The following is an 18,172-nucleotide window of genomic DNA, read 5'->3' as shown; positions in this document are numbered from 1 at the left end:
ATTTCATTATTTAATAATTCTGATGCGCATCAAAAATTGTTAAATCTTTGCTATCAAAAAATTATATTATATAATCTTTCTTTCGTATAGTAAGAAAAAGTTTATAGAAGTTTTTGACAACTAAGTAATTCCCCCTATATCGCATGAAATCTTATACACGCACACAAAAACCGCCTGCCCTGTATCAGGCAGACGGTTCCGTCATGCTGGAAATTATAATGTTTTCAAAATCTCTTCATATATCCTTAAATCCTCATCCTTAAACACATTAAACACCACCCTCTCCATCCCGCTGTGCCCCAGCCACTCTCCCACGGTCTTCACTGCGATCTCCGCGGCCTTATGGTTGGGGAAATGAAATTCCCCGGTAGATATACAGCAGAAAGCTACGCTTTTAAGGCCCTTCTCCTCAGCCAGACTGAGACAGGATTTGTAGCAGGATGCGAGCTGCCGGCAGTGGTGTTTTGTAAGGTTCTCATAGACAATGGGGCCCACTGTATGCAGAACATATTTACAAGGCAGGTTGTATGCTCCTGTGATCTCTGCCTCTCCGGTGGCCTCCTCATGCCCCTTTCTCTCCATAAGCCTGCTGCATTCCTCCCGCAGTTCTATACCTGCCGCAGAGTGTATGGCATTATCGATGCACCCGTGGCAGGGAACAAAGCACCCCAGCATCCGGGAATTGGCAGCGTTTACAATGGCATCCACGGATAATCTGGTGATATCCCCCTGCCACAGGGATATTCTGGTGCTGTTCTGTCCGGTTATGCCGTATGCCTCACGAATCGTGGGAATGTGCTCCACATCCACAATCCCCTTCTCCCAAGCCTCCTTCTGCAGAAAAGCATCCTGTATTTCCAGAAATTCCGCCGAGACGTGACCCGGCATACGGATGTTCATGAGTGAACGCAGTGTGGCGCGCCGTTCTGCCTTTTCCACCCGCAGGCCCCGGTACTGAACGGAATCCTCACATAAATAATGGATCAGATAATCCAAACGCTCTTCCTGGGTCATATCCTTAGCTCTCATCTTCCATTCTCCTCTTCCAAACGCTCAGAATCCTGCCGATATCTTCACTGATACAGACAGACTTTCCCTCTATTTCCTGCGGCGCATAGGCTTCCCCCAGATTGATGCACCCATACACCGCCTCCGGCCATTGACTGGTAAGGCGCCAAAAACTGAACTTGATGATACCGGGTGTATTCATCCCGCAGCCCAGCTCCAGAAATAAGACCCTGCTTCCTTTATGGGTCTCCAAAAAATTCTCATACCGCCCGCAGGCTTCGTGCCATCCCTCATCCTCCACAAACGTGCTGTCTGCTCTCAGATTCATAGTCATGGGCTTTTTGCAGACAGGGCAAAGCGGAATCAGTTCACCCGGAATGCGCATATCCTTCTGTTTGGCGATCATGCGGCGCACGGTCTCCTCATTATCATAGGTTTTCTTATGGCACGGTACGGAACACTGCCACAGCCCAAAGTCCCCCTGGGTATAGAAAAGCCGCTTCTTGTCAAACCCGGCTCTCTGAAAACAATGGTCCACATTTGTGGTCAGCACAAAATAATCCTTATCCTTTACTAACTGAAGCAGATCCGTATAGACCGGCTTCGGCACCTCCCGGTACCGGTTCAGGTAAATATATCTGCTCCAATAAGCCCAATATTCTTCCAGAGTCTCATAGGGATAAAAACCTCCGCTGTACATATCATGAAACCCGTACTTCGCCTCAAAATCACGGAAGTTTTCCCGGAACCTCTCCCCGGTGTATACAAATCCGGCAGAAGTGGAAAGTCCGGCTCCGGCTCCGATCACCACCGTTTCGGCTGCCCGCAGTTCACGGTACAGATTTTCCTCTTTCTTCTCCTCTTTTCTGTTCAAAGCGTTCAAAGCCTCCATCAGCCCCAATAAACCTCCCTCCTATCTTCGATGTACTGCCTTGCAGGGACATACCTCCTGACAGTTTCCGCAGCGCAGGCAGTGCTCCTGCAGGATCACATATGGAACTGCAGACATATCAATACACTTCTGCGGGCACTTTTTAAGACATTCCCCGCAGCCGCTGCAGGTCTCGTCAATATAATAGTCTCCGCTGACAGGATGTCTTTCCTGTGCGCCGCCCAGGGAAAAAGTATGCCGCACCACGGGTTTTGCTGAGAGGTCAAAATATTCGCCCTCCCCCTCATACATGCGGAATACCTCCAGTGCAGTACGGCTTTCCTCCTCCGGATAAATCTCCGCCATATAAGGATTCGCTTCAAATACCTGGGCAAGTCTGCCGCTCCCTATATTCTCCACCTTTCCTCTCACGGATACGGCTTTCCTCTCCAGTGAACCCTTCCCTTGTGTCATGCCGCTGACAGCCGCGTATTTTCTGTCCGTAAGCTGTCGGTAAAAGGCTTTTCCCTTTGCCGTAATAAAATAAAGACTGTCCTCATCAGTTAACATAATATCAATCACTCTCGTTGCAGGAAGCCCCTGTTCATCCACAGTTGCAAACACTGCGGAATGTATCTCTTCTCTCAATATCCTGAGAATCTCTGCTGTTTCCATACTGCTTTCCCCCTTCTGAATTTCCGGAAATGAAATGCTGTCTTCCCTTTTATTTTATTATAAAACAGGGCTCTCCCGCTCCACAAGAGCGCACTTGAAAGTGCTATAGATGCCTTTTTGATACTAAGTATCCAAACGCCCCTCACAGTCGTTTTCTTCCTACGCGAAGTACATATCCCGCCCGGAAGGCTTTTTTCCACATAAAAAGGGATATCCCCGAAGAGATATCCCCAATACTACAGAGTGTCCAGCCAGCCTGTGATCATTTCTCAAGCTCACCAAATACCTCCTGACTGACGGGATAATAATAGTGGAATCCGCTGACCATGGTACAGCCAAGGTCTCTCAGGAATCTTTCCTGCTCCTCATTTTCTACCCCTACGCTGAGCACTTCCAGATTCAGCTTCCTGCACAATTCCACCACGCTTTTCACTACCACTTTCCCCTCCGGCTTGTCGATCTCGCTGATCATTTCCTGCCTCAGTTTAATGCCGTTGATTCCGCAGTAGAGATAATGAAAAAATACACGGTCCAGTTCCAGACCCGCCAGATATACATCAAAGCCGAACTGCCTGAGCTGTTTGATTGTTTTCGCATAAATTTCCGACTGGCTCATCTCCACCATCTGATTTAGCTGGACAATGATCTGCTTCCTGTCAATATGATACTGTTCTGCTATGGCATACAAATGGTTTGCGAACTGTTCATCACCAATATTCTCAACGGTAAAATTAAACAGCAGCCTGAGAGAACGCCCCTTCTCTGCCTCCCGCTTCAGAAACTGGCAGCCCTGGCGGTAGATCTCCATGTTCATCTTACCCGTGAGCTGCTTGCGCTTCATGACATCCAGAAATTCATTTGGCCTTAAAAGCCCCCTGTTTGGGTTCTGCCACCGGACCAGTGCCTCGGCACCGCAGATCCTGCCGCTGTCCAGGCTTACCATGGGCTGCAGATACATGAGAAATTCTTCATGCATCAGTCCGTGGATTGCCTCATGTTCCATTGCATAACCGGATATGGTCTCTCTCTCCACATATTCGTCATAGAGGGCGTAATCCAGGACATGTATCTTGGCATATTCCATAGCCACTTCACTGAACTGGATCGTCTTCAGGGGATCTTCATCCACATTGGTCATTCTGTAGATACCTGTGTGCAGCTCCAGAAAATATTTCTTCTCTTTCTTTTTAAATTCCTCAACTATATTTTCCTGCATATCCCGGATCCGCTTCTTCAGCCCTTCAATTCCGGTATACTCCACAAAGAAAATATAATAAAATTCATTAAAGCGGGCAAACGCCTCTTTTTCGTGCATGACCAGCTCTTCACAGGTATCACTGATAAGCCGCAGTGCATTCTCCGCCTCCTTGTATCCGTATATATGACTCACCACATCAATGCCGGCGTATAAAAAGAGCACCGCATAGTGATTCCTGTTCTCCTCAACGATACATTTGGAAAACTTTTGTTTCCAGGATGTCAGATTGTCCCTTCCGGTAACGTCATCCTTATATGCCATCTGCTCCATCTGACGCCTTTTTTGCCAAAAGTACACAGGAAAAAATACAAGTATGGCAATGGAAAACAGAATAAGGCCGAAAATGATCCTAAGATAAATGCCGGACTTTCCTTCCGGGTTATCCCCTTTGGCGGCATAGCCGGCATATGCCCCCTGTATTTTCGCTGTGTCAATATTCTGAAACGCTTTTTCCAGCTTCTCAATATCTGCCGTTTCCATACTCTTTGTATAGGCCAGACTTATGCTTTTCTCTTCTCTGTCCTCCTCATAGACGATCAAATCCCGGCCCTTTACAAGCCCGGTGTCTTTTATCTCCTCCTCTGTAAGACCCAGCGTCCATACCGCATCTGCCTGTATATTCCCGGCCAAAGCCAGGCGCCTGTCCTGATCAGAGGGCTTGATATACTTTATGGTAATATCTGCGGCTTCCCCTGCCTGCCTCAGAAGGTCAGGCAGGACACCTCTGTAATCCTCTGCTGTCTCGTCGTAAAATTCAAAAGGCCAGGAATCCGGCATGCCGGCCACATACACCTCATTTCCGGCCCGGCACACTGAGGGTGTGAAAATAAACATGGCTGCTGTAATCACTGCCAGATAACGGATAATCTTATTTCGCATCTCCCATTTTCCCCTTTTCTTCAGATGTCTGATGAAGCTGTATCTTCTGTCTCTTGATCTGTCCCCAAACATTTTTCTTTTTCTTATATCCGAAAAATGCCGTCATTCTTGTAAACGCCTGGATAAACCGGAAAAATACGCTCTCCGCAATGCACAGATAGACAGCCTTCACCACATCCAGCACAGACAGTCTGATATTCTGCGTGTAAATCCTGGCAAAAAACGCCGTTATAGTCAAAACCGCTCCATAGAGCGCATAGATCAGGAAAAACATGATCATAAAAGGCACATTGATCAGATTCACCATATATGCCAGCACAATGGTCAAAAGCCCAAACAACTCGATAAACGGGGACAGCAGTTCATACAGAAGATAATACAGATATGAAATGTATCCCACCACTCCGAATTCCGGTGCCAGGAACATTCTTCTGTGTTTGTTCAGACACTGGAAGAGTCCTAAGAACCATCTTCTCCTCTGTTTCTTTAAATCCCCGATACTGGAAGGACACTGACTCCAGCAGATCGCGTCCGGTATGTATCGTATCCCATAGGGTATTTTATTGATACGGCAGAAGGCATGAAGTTTTACGACCAGCTCCATATCCTCTCCCATAGTGGAGGCATCGTAACCGCCCACGCTGGCGACCATATCTTTCTTAAAAAGTCCGAACGCCCCGGATATGATCAGGTTGCCGTTAAATTTATCCATAAGGATTCTGGATGCCATGAAAGAGCGGTCATACTCCAGTATCTGCATTCCCACAATGGGGTTCCAAGGCATGTGATAGTCCACAAGCTCGCCCTCACTCAGCACCGCACAGTTGGATATCCTCACCAGGCCGCCCACCGCCACAATGGTGTCATCCTCCAGCACCGGGCGGACAATATATTTCAGAGAATCCTTCTGCAGCACACTGTCCGCATCCATACAGATAAAATACGGGTATCTGGACGCATTGATACCCATATTCAGGGCATCCGCCTTACCGCCGTTTATCTTCTGGACCAAAGTGATATTGATCCCATTGACCACAGCCTCGTATACATTCTGTTCCTTTCTGCATTTGATCTGCCGGTTAATAGGCCGCATCACCTTTTTCAGATGAAAGGCATCCAGCAGTACCTGGGTAGTCGCGTCCTTTGATCCGTCATCCACGACAACGATCTCATACAGCCTGTAATCCATCATGAGCAGGGATTTCACCGTGTCAACCACTGTGACCTCCTCATTATAGGCGGGAACTACAATGGACACAGGAACGTAATAGTCATGGCTGATCTCATTGTGGTATCGTCTCTTTTTACTCTCCTTGTACAGGTCAAGAGAGCCGGCGATCACAGAAGCGATAAGAAATGTGGAATAGCCCAGCAGGTAGATGACAAACAGGGCACCCACCACTGTATAAAAACACTTAACAAACTCAAACATCTGTCTCCCTCAGCTCCATTTCCTGGCCTTTGATCTCTATTTTCTCTGTGACATAATTCAGGATCTCTCTGGCATAACGGTCACGTCCGTTATACACATCGAATAAATCCTTCTTTGGTATTTTAAGACCCATGATTAGGGTCTCCGCGCTGTTCAGCCGCACATACCAGTTGACAGCCTTCAGCCCTTCTTTCAGACAATCCACTGTATCAGGACCGGGATAGGATTCCAAAGCCTGGGCCGCAACCGCGGCATATTCCCAGTCCAAATATTCATGGTACTGCAAAAAGCGCTGCAGCAGCGCACGGACCGGCTCATACGGATATTTTCTGAAATAACGGACTGCCTCCAGACGGATTTCCTTATCTACTGTCTCCTTGGAGAGAAGTTCCAGGAACTCTTTCCGGAAATCCTCACCCAGAAACCGGATGAACTGCATGACAGGAAGTACCAGCCGGGTATCAAACCTGCTCCTGTGCTCAAACAGCAGGCGGGCAAGTTCTCCCCTGTCACCTGTAAATTTAAGAAGCCCGTCAGACAGCAGCTTTTTGCTGTGGCAGATCTCATTATCCTCCATTTTCTCCCAGGCGGCCAGCACTGCCTCTTTGTTCCCGATCATATAAAGAGCCCTCAGCGCGTTCTCCCTGACGAAGACACCCTTGTGGACTACCATACGGATCATAAAATCCATCAGGCCGTCATAAGCCGTGTGACCTTTGTCTATGCCGAACTTCTCTACAAGACTGGCAAAATAAGCCTGCTCAATTTCATCCCTTTTCTCATATACAGGGACTAATTCCAGAAAAACCCGGCGCATTTGTTCCAGATACTTTTCCGTTCGCCCGGCCGGCATCTGTCTTCGTATCTCCTCCATGGATAATTCAAAGGCTCTTAATTTTTCCAGTTTTTTCAGCCTCCGTATCAGCCCCGTAAAATATTCCTCCCGGACATCAACGCCGGCTTCCATCTGCTGTATCTGTCCCGTAATCTCATCTACCATCTCCAGGCTTTGGTGCTCCAGACGCCGCCCCCTGTACTTGTCAATAAAAATGTAGAGTACATTAAACACAAGGACAGCAACACAGCTTGCCATATAGACATATAAAATCACTTCCGGTTTGATTGAAAGTATGTGCATTGTCTCCTCCTTCGTGTTTTTTATCTGTTCCAGATATCCTGTATCATATAATAGGACTGCTTCAGCCGTTCATGGTACGTGGGATCCTTCCCCCACCCCTTCAGCTCCTTCCGGTTCATTTTAATCCTGTTATCCTTCCCCGCCTCTGTTCCGATTCCGGCATATATCCCTTTCACGGACAGATTTTCGATTCCATAGTTCTCATAATAATCATCATGGACCTGCATCTGGGATGGATTGGAGAAATTCAGCAGATCCCATGGAAGCCGGATCTCAATATCATCCCCATCGGCAATAAAATCCGACACAGAATGGTAATCCCGGTCGTAGGGATTTCCGTTTCCATAGGTAAGTCTTCCCGTCTCAAACTTTTCTGACATCCTATCCTCCTCGTCCGCTGCATTCACATTGCCGATCTGGAGTGCCATATATATCTTGTCAAAAACAGGAGTATCCTTATCCGGCACTTCAAAATACGGGTTATCCTCCCCATATGCCTCACTGTACACCACCCGGAAGACATCATAGCGCTGCTGTACAAGAACACGGCTGTTCTCTTTTCCGTCCAATACAACCAGAAAATCAGCCTGCCGGTCAAATTTTACATCCTCGCCCTCCGCATAATAACTCCCTGACTTGGGCGTGATATCCAGCGGAATATAGATTTTCTCATTTTCAAAATCCAGATTCTCCTTGTGGATACGGAAATAGATGAACTTCTCATCGTATTTCATGGACAAGGTGTAATCTCCGTTTTCTGAGAGTATATCGTCCCTGCTCCACTCCTCTGTGTCTCCGTCCGTATAGCAGACGCTCTCCTCTTCCCCGGGGTCAAAGGACATCAGTCCGAAAAACTGTTCATTTGTCTGAAAATCACTCCAATAGGCCGTCTTGGTCAGGTCTACATTTGCCATGGTATTCCAGGTTCTCTTGAACCACTCATCCTGCCAGGAGAAGATAATACTCCCCGCGCACCCCGCCTTTTTGATGTCCTCATAGCTGGACACCAGGGCATTTCCCTGCTCTTTCTCCGACATATATCCCTGGGAACGGGCTGTGTGAAAATCAAGCTGTGCCCTGCCTCTTGACGTGGGCACGCCAAACTCGGATATGACCACAGGCATGGTATGATGGCGGTTCAGCATTTCCAGATAGATTCCGTAGGTGTTATAGCTGCCGTCCTCCTGCAGATAGTCCTTCGCATAAGGTATCTCCTCTTTCCAGGAATCATAATGACTCAGATAGTCCGGATAATAGGAATACACATGGTAGGACGCAAACTGACCGGAAAGAAATTTATCTGTGGAGGCAATATGCTCCACATCCACCTGTGCACATTTCATAAACAACTGGTTGATCTCCTCCGGATAGTCCATGGGGTCCGTTGTAGGCCAGTTGGAAAATGCCACCAGGCGCTGTTCTTTATATTTTTTACTCTCATACATGATGATCTGGTCACCGGCCTCTGCCAGCATGGCTTCAAAGGGTGTGGCATCTTCGGTCGTATACATATACTCCCCCCGGTAGGAACTGTTCTCCCGGCGCATATGGTCCGTATACGCAACCGTCACATCCTCCCACTCTACACCCATGATATATCCCAGCACCCACCGGGAGATATCCTTTGTATAGGAACCGCTGGCGTTGGATGTGCTGTATCCCAGGTTCATTTTCTTCCTGCCGTGGATGATATCTACCAAAGTCCTGCAGTCCTCCTTAAAAGTTTTTAAAAAGGAATCATCAAAGGCATCCACGTGTGAATTCTGTATATAATCATTGACCCATACCCCGTGGATAATGTAAAGAGGCTCCGGGTTATCCCTGTTATATTCATACACAGCTTCATAAAAATCACTGGAAAGAATGGTATACACACGGATGGTATTTGCCCCCATATCCTGGATCATGCGGAACCATCTCAGATACGTTTCCTTGTCAATGGCATACTCCGTGGCAAAATGTCCCGGTATTCCGGCACCCAGATCTACCCCTTTTATCTCAAATGGCTTGGGCCCTTTTCCTTCATCCACCAGGATTTCTTTACCGCTGACCGTTGTAAAAGTATCCGGTTCTTTGTCCGGCCGAAAATCAATATAAAATCCCCACCGGTAATATGCCGTGTTCAAAAAGAGAACCAGAATTATCAGCGAAACAGCACCGATCAAAAATTTCTTCAAAGTATGTTTCCTCCGTTACAACGCATTCTAATCATTAAATTTTTTGTTGACAGACTCGTGGCTGTAGGAGTACAGGGCATCTATATGCTTATCCATCCAGCCCATACGGCTGACAAGGCGTTTTTCATACTGTTCCACTGCCTCATCATAAGAGCTGATCTGCCGCCCTTCCCCTTTCAGAAGGTCGTTCTGCGGTTCGAAGGTATATCCCCATACCTGGAAATTTCGGTCTATAGCACATCCCAGGTATTCCTGTACCTCTTCCATATATGCCTTTACATGGTCATCGCTGAGTATCCCTTTTCTGAGTTCTCTGTATCTGTCGATCACCTTTTCGGTAAACGCCTCATCCTTGGCAAGCATGAAAAACCATGTTCTGTTCTGCATAAAAAAACCTGCCATGGACTGCTGGTATTCCATGTAGTTATCACAACAGTTGTTAAAATCCCAGACCGCTGTCTTCAGCTTACCCGATATATCCTTGTAAAAATAGGTGGAAAAAATACCGGCATCTGTATTCTGCGTCACCTCATTGATAATGAAATAATCCACAAAATTATCTACGTCTATAAAGTTCCGATAGCCATAGCGCCTGGATGTATAATCATACGAATACAGGGACTTCTCAAACTCTGAAAAATCCCGGCTGATATAATCCGTGATCTCCGGTGTCAGCTTTCTGGCACCCGGATATTTAACCTCCACCTTGCTCGTCATCCGCCTTGCGTACTCTGTGAAGTTATCCAGATAATCCACATCATTGACACTCTCCCTGTCCACACAGACAATATAGCTGGAGGCATTGGATTTCCCGTCATACTCAGTCACCTCTACTCTGCCTTCCCCTACACTGATCTGTTCTGCCATCACGTATACGCCCTGGTATTTATCGTTCAAGAACACCTCGCAAAAACGCACATCCGGTGCCCATTCCATGATCTGGCCCGAGAGGTTATACCACATATAATTCCGCATCAGGGTCTTATCCAGATAAGGGCCGTGCAGTACCCAGGTACTGTCCTTTTCCATTCCCATAACCTCATATCCCTTGTCCATGCCGTCCTCATCCGTGAATTTAAACAGATACCCGGGCTTATCAAACAGCCGGGAGGAATTTCCCCTGACACGGATCTGTATATCTGACTCCACCTGGGGCGTGTCCTGCAGAGTATTTAGCTCCCCTTTATTTTCCATGATCTTCATCTCTGCATGGATAAAGGTATTCTTCACCTGGCTTACTTTCTGGCCCTCCTCCGGTCTTCCCGGTATGGCCTGCCCGCCTGTCTCAATGCTGACCACCGGAAGGCGGGAGGAAAAGGAGGACGGTTCTATGGACAGATTGGTGTCCTCTACCTCTGTATTGTAAGACAGATGCTGCTGTACCCTCACATTCTCAGGTTCTATGAATTTCGCGATTCCCAGCACTGCAAGCAGTGACAGCAGAACTGCTCCCACGTATAACCATTTACTTTTCATTGTTGTTACCCGCTGATCTCATCATTCTGAGTTACAATATTGACATATTCGATAGATTCCAGTTCATACAGCATCTCCGCAATACTCTTCTCCTTTTTATTGGAGAGAAGATATATCTTTCTGGGCATCTCATATATAAGCTCAATGGATTCCCGGCTTGTGTTCTTGACTCTCAGCATGGCCTTTGCCTCAAAATAGTCAAATACAATGGCTTCCATCCTGCGCTCCATATTCCTCGCGCCCCGGATGATGAGAAGGATCCTGTTGTCGTTTTTCACTCTTCCCAGAACCAACAGGACCAGGAACACCACACCGCTGCCCACACAGGCCACCACATAATCGCCCACACCGCAGCAGATTCCCACAATGATGGTCCAGAAAATATAAGTAGTATCCCGGGAATCCTTGATCGCCGTCCTGAATCTCACAATGGACAGCGCACCTACCATACCGAGGGACAGGGCAATGTTGTTGCCTATAACCGTCATGACAGTGGCGGTTAAGACCGTAAGGGTTATGAGGGACACATTGAATTTTTTGGAATACACTCCGCCTGCATGGGTGAAATAATAGGACAGGTAAATAACGCCTCCGAGAATCACCGCTACGAGTATATTCAGAATGATCTGCTCTGTATTCAGAGAACCTGTCTCCTCAAACATAGAATAAAGATAATTTTTCATTTATGCTTTTTCCTCTCTTTCTGCAGCCCGGCTGCTGTATGTCAGAATAAAAAATGAAGGCTGGCGCTTCTGGAAAGACTGTATTTGCTCACGGAAAGTGGGCTTTTTCCCTCCAAGCTAACCATCTGTTTAATATAACTCAGCATAAAACCGCTGTATTTTACTTCCATCACCACCAGGTATTTATCCATCACAGGATTCTGGTTCAGATCTGCCGCAAAAATGCGGAAGTCACTTTCCGTGGCTTTGATATCAAAGTCAAAGGTGATGCGGGTCTTATTTTCACTTGCTATATAGGCTTTTCTCTGGTACTCCACAATGGATTTCGGACGGTACAGCATCATATTCATAAGCCCGTAGCATTCCTTTGCAAAGGGGTCCTCATACTTAAGCAGACACCCGTACCTGCCCCGGGACAGTTCTATGGCATCTTCTCTGGATACGCGCAGAGACCTCTTTTTCTGATTATCCCCCTGCTTCTGCTTCATTTCCAGCATAGCAAAATCAGAGGTGGGCGAATAGGTCCGCAGACGGATCTTTCTGCGGATCTCCAGCCCGTCTTCCTTCTCGTAAAAATCCCTTTCCTGCAGTGTATCAAAATACAGGCTTCGGACAGCATATCCGCTCACCCCGTTGTGGGGATCCGGATGCAGTACTTTCTCAAATGTGTTGTCCAGCCTTCTGAACTGATCATATGACATCAGATACTTCTTCTCCTGACGCAATACTTCTCTCATGTATTTTCCCCTTTCTCCTGGAATGTGTCCAACTCCAGCAGTTCCAGCACCGGTTTCAGATAGTGCCAGGAAAATCCCAGATTCTCATTTGGTATCTCCTCCCTGAGATGCTCCCAGCTCTCTTTAACTGCTTCTATCCCGTCTTCGTAATAGGTGTTCTTGGGTTCCAGATCATGGGTGCCGGGCCTCTGCATTTCCGTAATATGGATGATTCCCTTTCCGTATTTTTCCGCGATCTCTGCTTCGCCCCATATCTGGCCCGCCTCATCTGTTTTATCATAATTCATGACAGCTACAGCGTCACAGCCCGTCCGGATCAGCTTCTCCAGTGACTGTTCAAGACCCATGGAATCGTAAAAATTGGGGATGCAGAGGATCACAAGCAGATTCCGCTTCTCTGCCGCCTCATACGCTTTGGCGGCGTTCTGCACAAACTGCGCCATTACCGTGACCGGATCTGTGTCCCACCGCTCCAAAAGATAGGGTTCCACATCCCACACAATGCCGCAGAATTCTCCGTCCGCTTCCGCCTCTTCATTCCATCTGCCCACAGTATCAACAGCCGTAAGCATGGACTCCCCGCTTTTCTGAACTGCCCACTTTGAGTCCCCGGCCAGATAGTAGACATCCTGGCCTGCCTTTCTGCGGCGTCTCAGATAATCTTTTATCACATCCATATCCGTATCTGCCGGAACCTGCTGGTATATGGCCTCACAATCCAGCATTTCCATAGCCTTCTGCACCTCTTCCTCCGCACCCGGAAGCATGTATTCCTCTTCCCATGAAAAAATACTGGTTTTACAAACTTTTACTTCCACGTCTTTTCTGTCATTTTGGCAGCCTCCCACGCAGCAGATCAGAATACAGAGTGCCAAAAAAACCACGGCTTTTCTTCCACCTGCCATGATTACCTCCTGCTTCTTACTCTATTGGATTAAAATTAAATTTTATATAATTTCAAAACAATTTCATTATAACATAAGGAAATATGAATGCATATTAATTAATTATTAATATGGAATGCCATTGTATGGAAAGCAAAAGGAGCTTCCTCAAAAAGGAAGCTCCCGCATCACCTGTTACTGTTTCTTTTTTACCGGATAACAAACCTCCGTCACAAATTCCTCCGGATTCTCTGTATCCTTTGGTCCCACGTGGTAAATGTTAAATCCCACCCCGTCAAACTCATATCCGTTATCCGCGCACCACCTGGCCACAGCTTCGTTTACCCGGGTGATCTTTTCATACCGTCCCTGAAAAACCGCGCCTGCATACTGCACTGAGGGCATGGTCTTAAATTTTACATGTTCGGTATCCCGGTATGTGCCGATGACCGTCCGCTGTACCTCCACATCCACATCGCTCTCCTTATAATCCCCGTCATAAAAGACAGCCATGTCATAGCAGGGGCTGTCAAAGCGCAGCTCCATATCTGCCGTCTCATCCCTCATGATATGCCACAGTCTTCCCTCCTCCTCATAGGCAGGAATGACCTGACGTACACTGGCTACATACCGTTTCGGCAGCGTCTTCAGACTTACATCATATCCCATAATGCTTCCATCCTTTCTCATCCATTCAATGGTACTGTCGATCAGATGTTTCCGCTGCCTCAGTATCTGCTCCTGTTCCGCGGTTTCCTGCCTCTTGATCTCCAGGAAATGCTTAAGCTCCTCCGCGTCTGCATACTTTCCCATGATCTCCCGGATCACGGACAGGCCAAAGCCCATATTCTTCAGCACCTGAATACGCTCTGCGTCCAGAAGCTGGGATTCTTCATAGTACCGGTATCCGGTAAACGCATCCACCTTTCCCGGCTTTAACAGGCCTGTTTCATCGTAATGCCGCAGCATGCGGATACTGATTCTCGACAGCTTTGAGAAATCTCCAATCTTTAACATAGTTTCCACCTTTCACATATGTGAATTTCTGAGCTCACTTACAGTATAGGGTGTAACAGTGTGGGAGAGTCAATACGTTTTCTCAAAAAACATTCTGGACCAAAAGCATATAAAACACAGTGCCTCCCGCTATGGACAACAGCATCTGCCGTTTCCACAAATGCAGCGCGATCACCAGCAGGATTGCCAGAAGTTCCGGTATCCCATGGCTGCCTGTGAAAATACTGACATTTTTCAGACAGTAAATGACCAGAAGCCCAAAAACAGAAGCGGGCAGCACTTTGCCAAGATACTGTATGTATTTCGGGGTAGGCTTTCCTGCCGGAAAGAGCAGAAAAGGCAGAAAACGTGTGAGTACGGTTCCAAGCACCACCATGGCTATGGTTATGATCTGCTGTGTAAGAGTCATTGGCAAACTTCCTCGCTTTCTTTCTCAATGGGTTTCCTAAGCAGCGTCAGCACGCTGATAATGGCCAGCATGGCAGGGATCATGAAATTCTCCGCCCCGAACGCCAGCAGGCACAGAAGAGACAGGCCAAGCCCCAGAAGGGAACTGACATGGTTCTTCTCCTTCAGCCACTGCTCCATAAAGATGACCACAAACATGGCCGTCATAACAAAATCAAGCCCTTCTGTATTGAATTTCAGAAGGGAACCGAAGATACCTCCCAAAGTGGCGCCGGAAAACCAGTAGAGATAATTCAACAGCGTCACAAAGAACATAAACCAGCCCTCATCCACATCCTCCGGTATCTTTGCCGTATAGTTAATGGTAAAGCTCTCGTCACACATTCCGAAAATCAGAAATCCTTTTTTCCAGCCCGTGTTCCTGTATTTGTCCAGCATAGAAATGCCGTAAAATAAATGCCTTGCATTTATCATAAGAGTCATCACAAGAGCCTGAAGCGGGTTAAACGCCCCAAGCAGCATGTTGACCACCACAAATTCTATGGAGCCTGCAAATATTGTCAGGCTCATGATCATAGGGTACCAAAAACTGAACCCCGATACATTCATATAAATACCATACGTCAGCCCCACAAACCAAAACCCTGCAAAAATAGGGATGGTATAGGGAAATGCCGCGCGGAATGCACGGAGAATTCTCTTTTTCTTTCCTTCCATTTTCTTTTCCTGCCTTCTTATCTCTTGTCTCTTTCTTCCACGTTGTCCGCCCCTTTCCGGCTAAACCCGCGTTCTGTGTTCCATTTTATCAAAATATGCGATAAATGAAAATAGAAAAAAGCCGGCTTTTCACTTCTTCTTTCCCGGCTTTTTCTTCAGTTTCAATTCTATCCCCTGTTTGGCGGCGGCTGCCTGGAAAAGTTTTGCCGCACAGGAAGCTCTCTCTTTTTCCGAAAGCTCATCCAGGCCTTCTATACCTGCAATTTCCTTCATCACATTTCTGATATCCTGCAGTTCCAGAAGATTCACTGCCACACAGTAAAAATTTTTCTTTCTTCCGTCATTATAATGCTCCAAAAGATATCTTAAAATCTCCGCTTTCTCTGCCTGCTCTTCCCCGTATGCCCTGCTTCCCGCCTCCTCTGCCTTCTGCATATCTCTTTTCATGTGGCGGTGTGTGATAAAACTGTCGTATTCGTCAATCCCGTCATATCTGCTGCAGGGGTATTCCCCGCACTGGTGACAGTATTCCACTTTGTCATGCTCCAGACTGCATCTGGCAATGGCACAGGACTGATTTCCTTCGCCGCCTCCGCAGCCGGGGCAGTACCCGCCAATCTGCATTGGACACAGCATACAGTTCAGCCCGCACAGGGAAAACATCCTGTCCTCCCTTTGAAATCCCTTCATCTTATATCCTCCTCTTTTGCCCTCTTCCTATCTCCTCTGGTATACCAGATCCGTCATGCCGTTATAACTCTCAGCGGAAATAAGACGAAGCTGCAGCTCCGGATTCTCCCCGTCAAACAGACGGATGCCTTTTCCCAAAATCACGGGAATCACTGTGATCCAGTAACAGTCAATTCGGTCCTTCCGAATCAACTGACCGGCTGTCTCTGCTCCTCCGCAGATCCAGATATCCTTTCCCGGCTGCTCCTTCAGGCGCTCCACAAGATCCTCCGGGGCTTCATCCGTGAAAGAGATTCCCGGCTTATCCGGAATCTCCTTATGGGTAAACACATAGGTATGCATCCCCTCATAGGCCCATTTGTCCGGTGAAAGCTCAGTAACGATCTGGTGATACGTTGTATATCCCATGAGCACCGTGTCCACGGTCCTGATAAATTCCGGGTAACTGCCCTCCTCCAGGCCGTCCGGATGCTGCTCTGTCAGCCAGCCCACACCTCCGTCCGGCGCCGCGATGAACCCATCAAGACTTTCCGCAATATATAATACTGTTTTCCTCAAAGTGCTCTCCTTTCTGCCGCCTAAAATCCTTTTTTCTTCAGTCCCATGATTTTTACTACTGTCCAAATCATACCAGATATGAGCAGAATAATAAATGCCGTACTGCATTTATTTACAGAAAAACAAGATTCCCCCGCGAACATTGCCGTCACATCCGATATGGGAGGAACCACCCATAAAAGAACAGCCAGCACCGGAACATTTTTCAGTATGGCTGCCTTTGTTACCGCTGTGACTGCCAGCAGGAAGGTAAATAGAATGGTTGTTTTCCTGTTCCTGTTCAATCCGGGATGTGAGATTTCTCCCAGCGCGCCTCCCAAAAAGGCACTTACGGACATAAGCGGGAAACCGTACAGCAGATCAGCCGCCTTAAGCGGCCGTTCAAAAAGCTGCCCCCGGCTGCACAGATCCATGATCACAGGAAAGAGAATGGCTATGGCACTGCTTATCATTCCAATCAGAAACAGGAAACATGCATGGCTGCTATAATATTTCCAGGCACTCTGTACCCGCAGGATCAATATCTGTTCTGAAACCTCATGTTCCATGTCACAGGCCGTAACCCCGATCCACACCATGAGCAGGAATAAAAATACGCAGGAAACCATCAGACTGTCCACCACCCCCACAGGTCTGGAGGAATAGATACTGTACAGTAAGATCATAAGTACAGCAAAGGGCATGGCAAACCTGCTTGTACTGAAATACTGCTGCATCTGATATTTTACTAATCCGCTAAACCTGCGCATCACTCATCCCCCTCAGTTTCCATCCGTGCCGGATCATCTCCACTATCATCCGGCTGCTCTCATGCTCCGGAATCCTTGCTCTGCAGCCCTTTCCCGCTATCTGGATATATGGCCGGTATTCTTCCGGCCAAGAAGCATTTTCCTGCCTTTCAAACCACAGGATATATTCTTTGGCGAAAAGCCCTGCAGTTATGTCAACCTCATTCACCTGTCCGTGTCCCACAGCCATTACCGTATCCGACAGACTTTCAACCAGATATTTTTCATGGCAGGACATGAGAAGCGTTACCTTTTCCGCTCTGAGGGCATTCATTTTCTGAATGAATACCATCTGGGAGTCCATATCCTGTCCCGACAGCGGCTCGTCCAACAGCAGCACCTGTGGTCTCCGCAGAAGAGCCTGTATTACACCAATCTTCTGCAAGGTACCCTTTGACAGATCTTTCATGGGGGTATGTACCATCTCTGTCAGGAAAAAATCAGCAAACAATTTTTCGCATCTGTCCGCCAGAACCTTCCCGGGTATCCCGTCTATCTCCCCCATTCTCTTCAGATACTGCCATGCCGTTAGATTCATCTTCGGAAAACGTTCCGGCACGTAGTGAAACAGCAGTTTTTCCCTGTAAACCACCTTCCCGCCGGAAGGTCTTACAAGCCCGGCGATAATTTTGAGCATGGTGCTTTTTCCGCTGCCGTTATGCCCCGTAAACGCAATGGACTGCCCTTCGTATATGGACAGGTCGACCTGATCCAGGATCTGTTTATGGTTATATACCTTTGAAATTTGATTCAATTTGATGATTTCTCTCATCTGC

General features: G+C 47.4%; 18 protein-coding genes. All 18 read right to left on the bottom strand.

The genetic code is table 11. From position 1 onward, the window contains the following. Window positions 1–213: 213 nt before the first annotated feature. Window positions 214–1,014, bottom strand: a complete 801-nt coding sequence (locus LC508_RS24360; protein WP_054352851.1) for a protein-ADP-ribose hydrolase — start codon at window positions 1,012–1,014, stop codon at window positions 214–216. A gap of 4 nt (window positions 1,015–1,018) precedes the next feature. After that, window positions 1,019–1,900 carry an SIR2 family NAD-dependent protein deacylase gene (locus LC508_RS24355; protein ID WP_103732455.1) on the bottom strand — a complete coding sequence of 294 codons (882 nt, stop codon included), beginning with the start codon at window positions 1,898–1,900 and terminating at the stop codon, window positions 1,019–1,021. A gap of 21 nt (window positions 1,901–1,921) precedes the next feature. After that, window positions 1,922–2,554 (bottom strand): pyridoxamine 5'-phosphate oxidase family protein, encoded by a 633-nt coding sequence (locus tag LC508_RS24350; protein ID WP_033140765.1) that lies wholly within the window; start codon window positions 2,552–2,554, stop codon window positions 1,922–1,924. Between the two features lie 262 nt (window positions 2,555–2,816). Further along, window positions 2,817–4,691, bottom strand: coding sequence for an EAL domain-containing protein (locus tag LC508_RS24345; protein WP_103732454.1), 1,875 nt, complete (start codon window positions 4,689–4,691; stop codon window positions 2,817–2,819). Next, the gene (locus tag LC508_RS24340) at window positions 4,681–6,123 is read right to left on the bottom strand and encodes a glycosyltransferase family 2 protein (protein WP_033140763.1); all 1,443 of its coding nucleotides are present in this window, start codon (window positions 6,121–6,123) and stop codon (window positions 4,681–4,683) included. Before LC508_RS24340 ends, LC508_RS24345 begins: the two co-directional genes overlap by 11 nt. Then, window positions 6,116–7,261 (bottom strand): HEAT repeat domain-containing protein, encoded by a 1,146-nt coding sequence (locus tag LC508_RS24335; protein WP_054352825.1) that lies wholly within the window; start codon window positions 7,259–7,261, stop codon window positions 6,116–6,118. The genes LC508_RS24340 and LC508_RS24335 overlap by 8 nt, the downstream gene beginning before the upstream one ends. Window positions 7,262–7,281: 20 nt before the next feature. Then, window positions 7,282–9,438: a hypothetical protein gene (locus tag LC508_RS24330; protein WP_033140761.1), complete on the bottom strand. Its 2,157-nt coding sequence runs from the start codon at window positions 9,436–9,438 to the stop codon at window positions 7,282–7,284. Window positions 9,439–9,465: 27 nt separating this feature from the next. After that, window positions 9,466–10,914: a CotH kinase family protein gene (locus LC508_RS24325; protein ID WP_103732996.1), complete on the bottom strand. Its 1,449-nt coding sequence runs from the start codon at window positions 10,912–10,914 to the stop codon at window positions 9,466–9,468. 5 nt (window positions 10,915–10,919) lie between these two features. Beyond that, complete coding sequence (locus LC508_RS24320; protein ID WP_033140759.1) at window positions 10,920–11,597, bottom strand: DUF4956 domain-containing protein; 678 nt, start codon at window positions 11,595–11,597, stop codon at window positions 10,920–10,922. A 41-nt stretch (window positions 11,598–11,638) separates the two neighbouring features. After that, window positions 11,639–12,334, bottom strand: coding sequence for a polyphosphate polymerase domain-containing protein (locus LC508_RS24315; RefSeq protein ID WP_033140758.1), 696 nt, complete (start codon window positions 12,332–12,334; stop codon window positions 11,639–11,641). After that, the gene (locus LC508_RS24310; protein WP_103732997.1) at window positions 12,331–13,239 is read right to left on the bottom strand and encodes a hypothetical protein; all 909 of its coding nucleotides are present in this window, start codon (window positions 13,237–13,239) and stop codon (window positions 12,331–12,333) included. The genes LC508_RS24315 and LC508_RS24310 overlap by 4 nt, the downstream gene beginning before the upstream one ends. Window positions 13,240–13,413: 174 nt before the next feature. Further along, complete coding sequence (locus LC508_RS24305; protein ID WP_054352820.1) at window positions 13,414–14,235, bottom strand: MerR family transcriptional regulator; 822 nt, start codon at window positions 14,233–14,235, stop codon at window positions 13,414–13,416. Between the two features lie 82 nt (window positions 14,236–14,317). Continuing rightward, window positions 14,318–14,644 (bottom strand): branched-chain amino acid transporter permease, encoded by a 327-nt coding sequence (locus LC508_RS24300; protein WP_278308773.1) that lies wholly within the window; start codon window positions 14,642–14,644, stop codon window positions 14,318–14,320. After that, complete coding sequence (azlC, locus tag LC508_RS24295; protein ID WP_103732631.1) at window positions 14,641–15,360, bottom strand: azaleucine resistance protein AzlC; 720 nt, start codon at window positions 15,358–15,360, stop codon at window positions 14,641–14,643. The genes LC508_RS24300 and azlC overlap by 4 nt, the downstream gene beginning before the upstream one ends. A 129-nt stretch (window positions 15,361–15,489) precedes the next feature. Continuing rightward, the gene (locus LC508_RS24290; RefSeq protein WP_103732630.1) at window positions 15,490–16,050 is read right to left on the bottom strand and encodes a DUF3795 domain-containing protein; all 561 of its coding nucleotides are present in this window, start codon (window positions 16,048–16,050) and stop codon (window positions 15,490–15,492) included. Window positions 16,051–16,077: 27 nt separating this feature from the next. Next, a complete protein-coding gene (locus tag LC508_RS24285) occupies window positions 16,078–16,608 on the bottom strand; it encodes a dihydrofolate reductase family protein (protein ID WP_033140752.1) in 531 nt (176 codons plus the stop codon). A 20-nt stretch (window positions 16,609–16,628) separates the two neighbouring features. Then, on the bottom strand, window positions 16,629–17,357 hold the full coding sequence (locus tag LC508_RS24280; RefSeq protein WP_054352818.1) for a hypothetical protein: 729 nt from the start codon (window positions 17,355–17,357) through the stop codon (window positions 16,629–16,631). Then, window positions 17,344–18,168, bottom strand: a complete 825-nt coding sequence (locus tag LC508_RS24275; RefSeq protein WP_054352817.1) for an ATP-binding cassette domain-containing protein — start codon at window positions 18,166–18,168, stop codon at window positions 17,344–17,346. The genes LC508_RS24280 and LC508_RS24275 overlap by 14 nt, the downstream gene beginning before the upstream one ends. Window positions 18,169–18,172 lie beyond the last annotated feature (4 nt).

Source organism: Blautia parvula (genome assembly GCF_020215665.1).
GTDB lineage: Bacteria > Bacillota > Clostridia > Lachnospirales > Lachnospiraceae > Blautia > Blautia celeris.
This window is presented reverse-complemented; position numbering and strand designations above follow the sequence as displayed.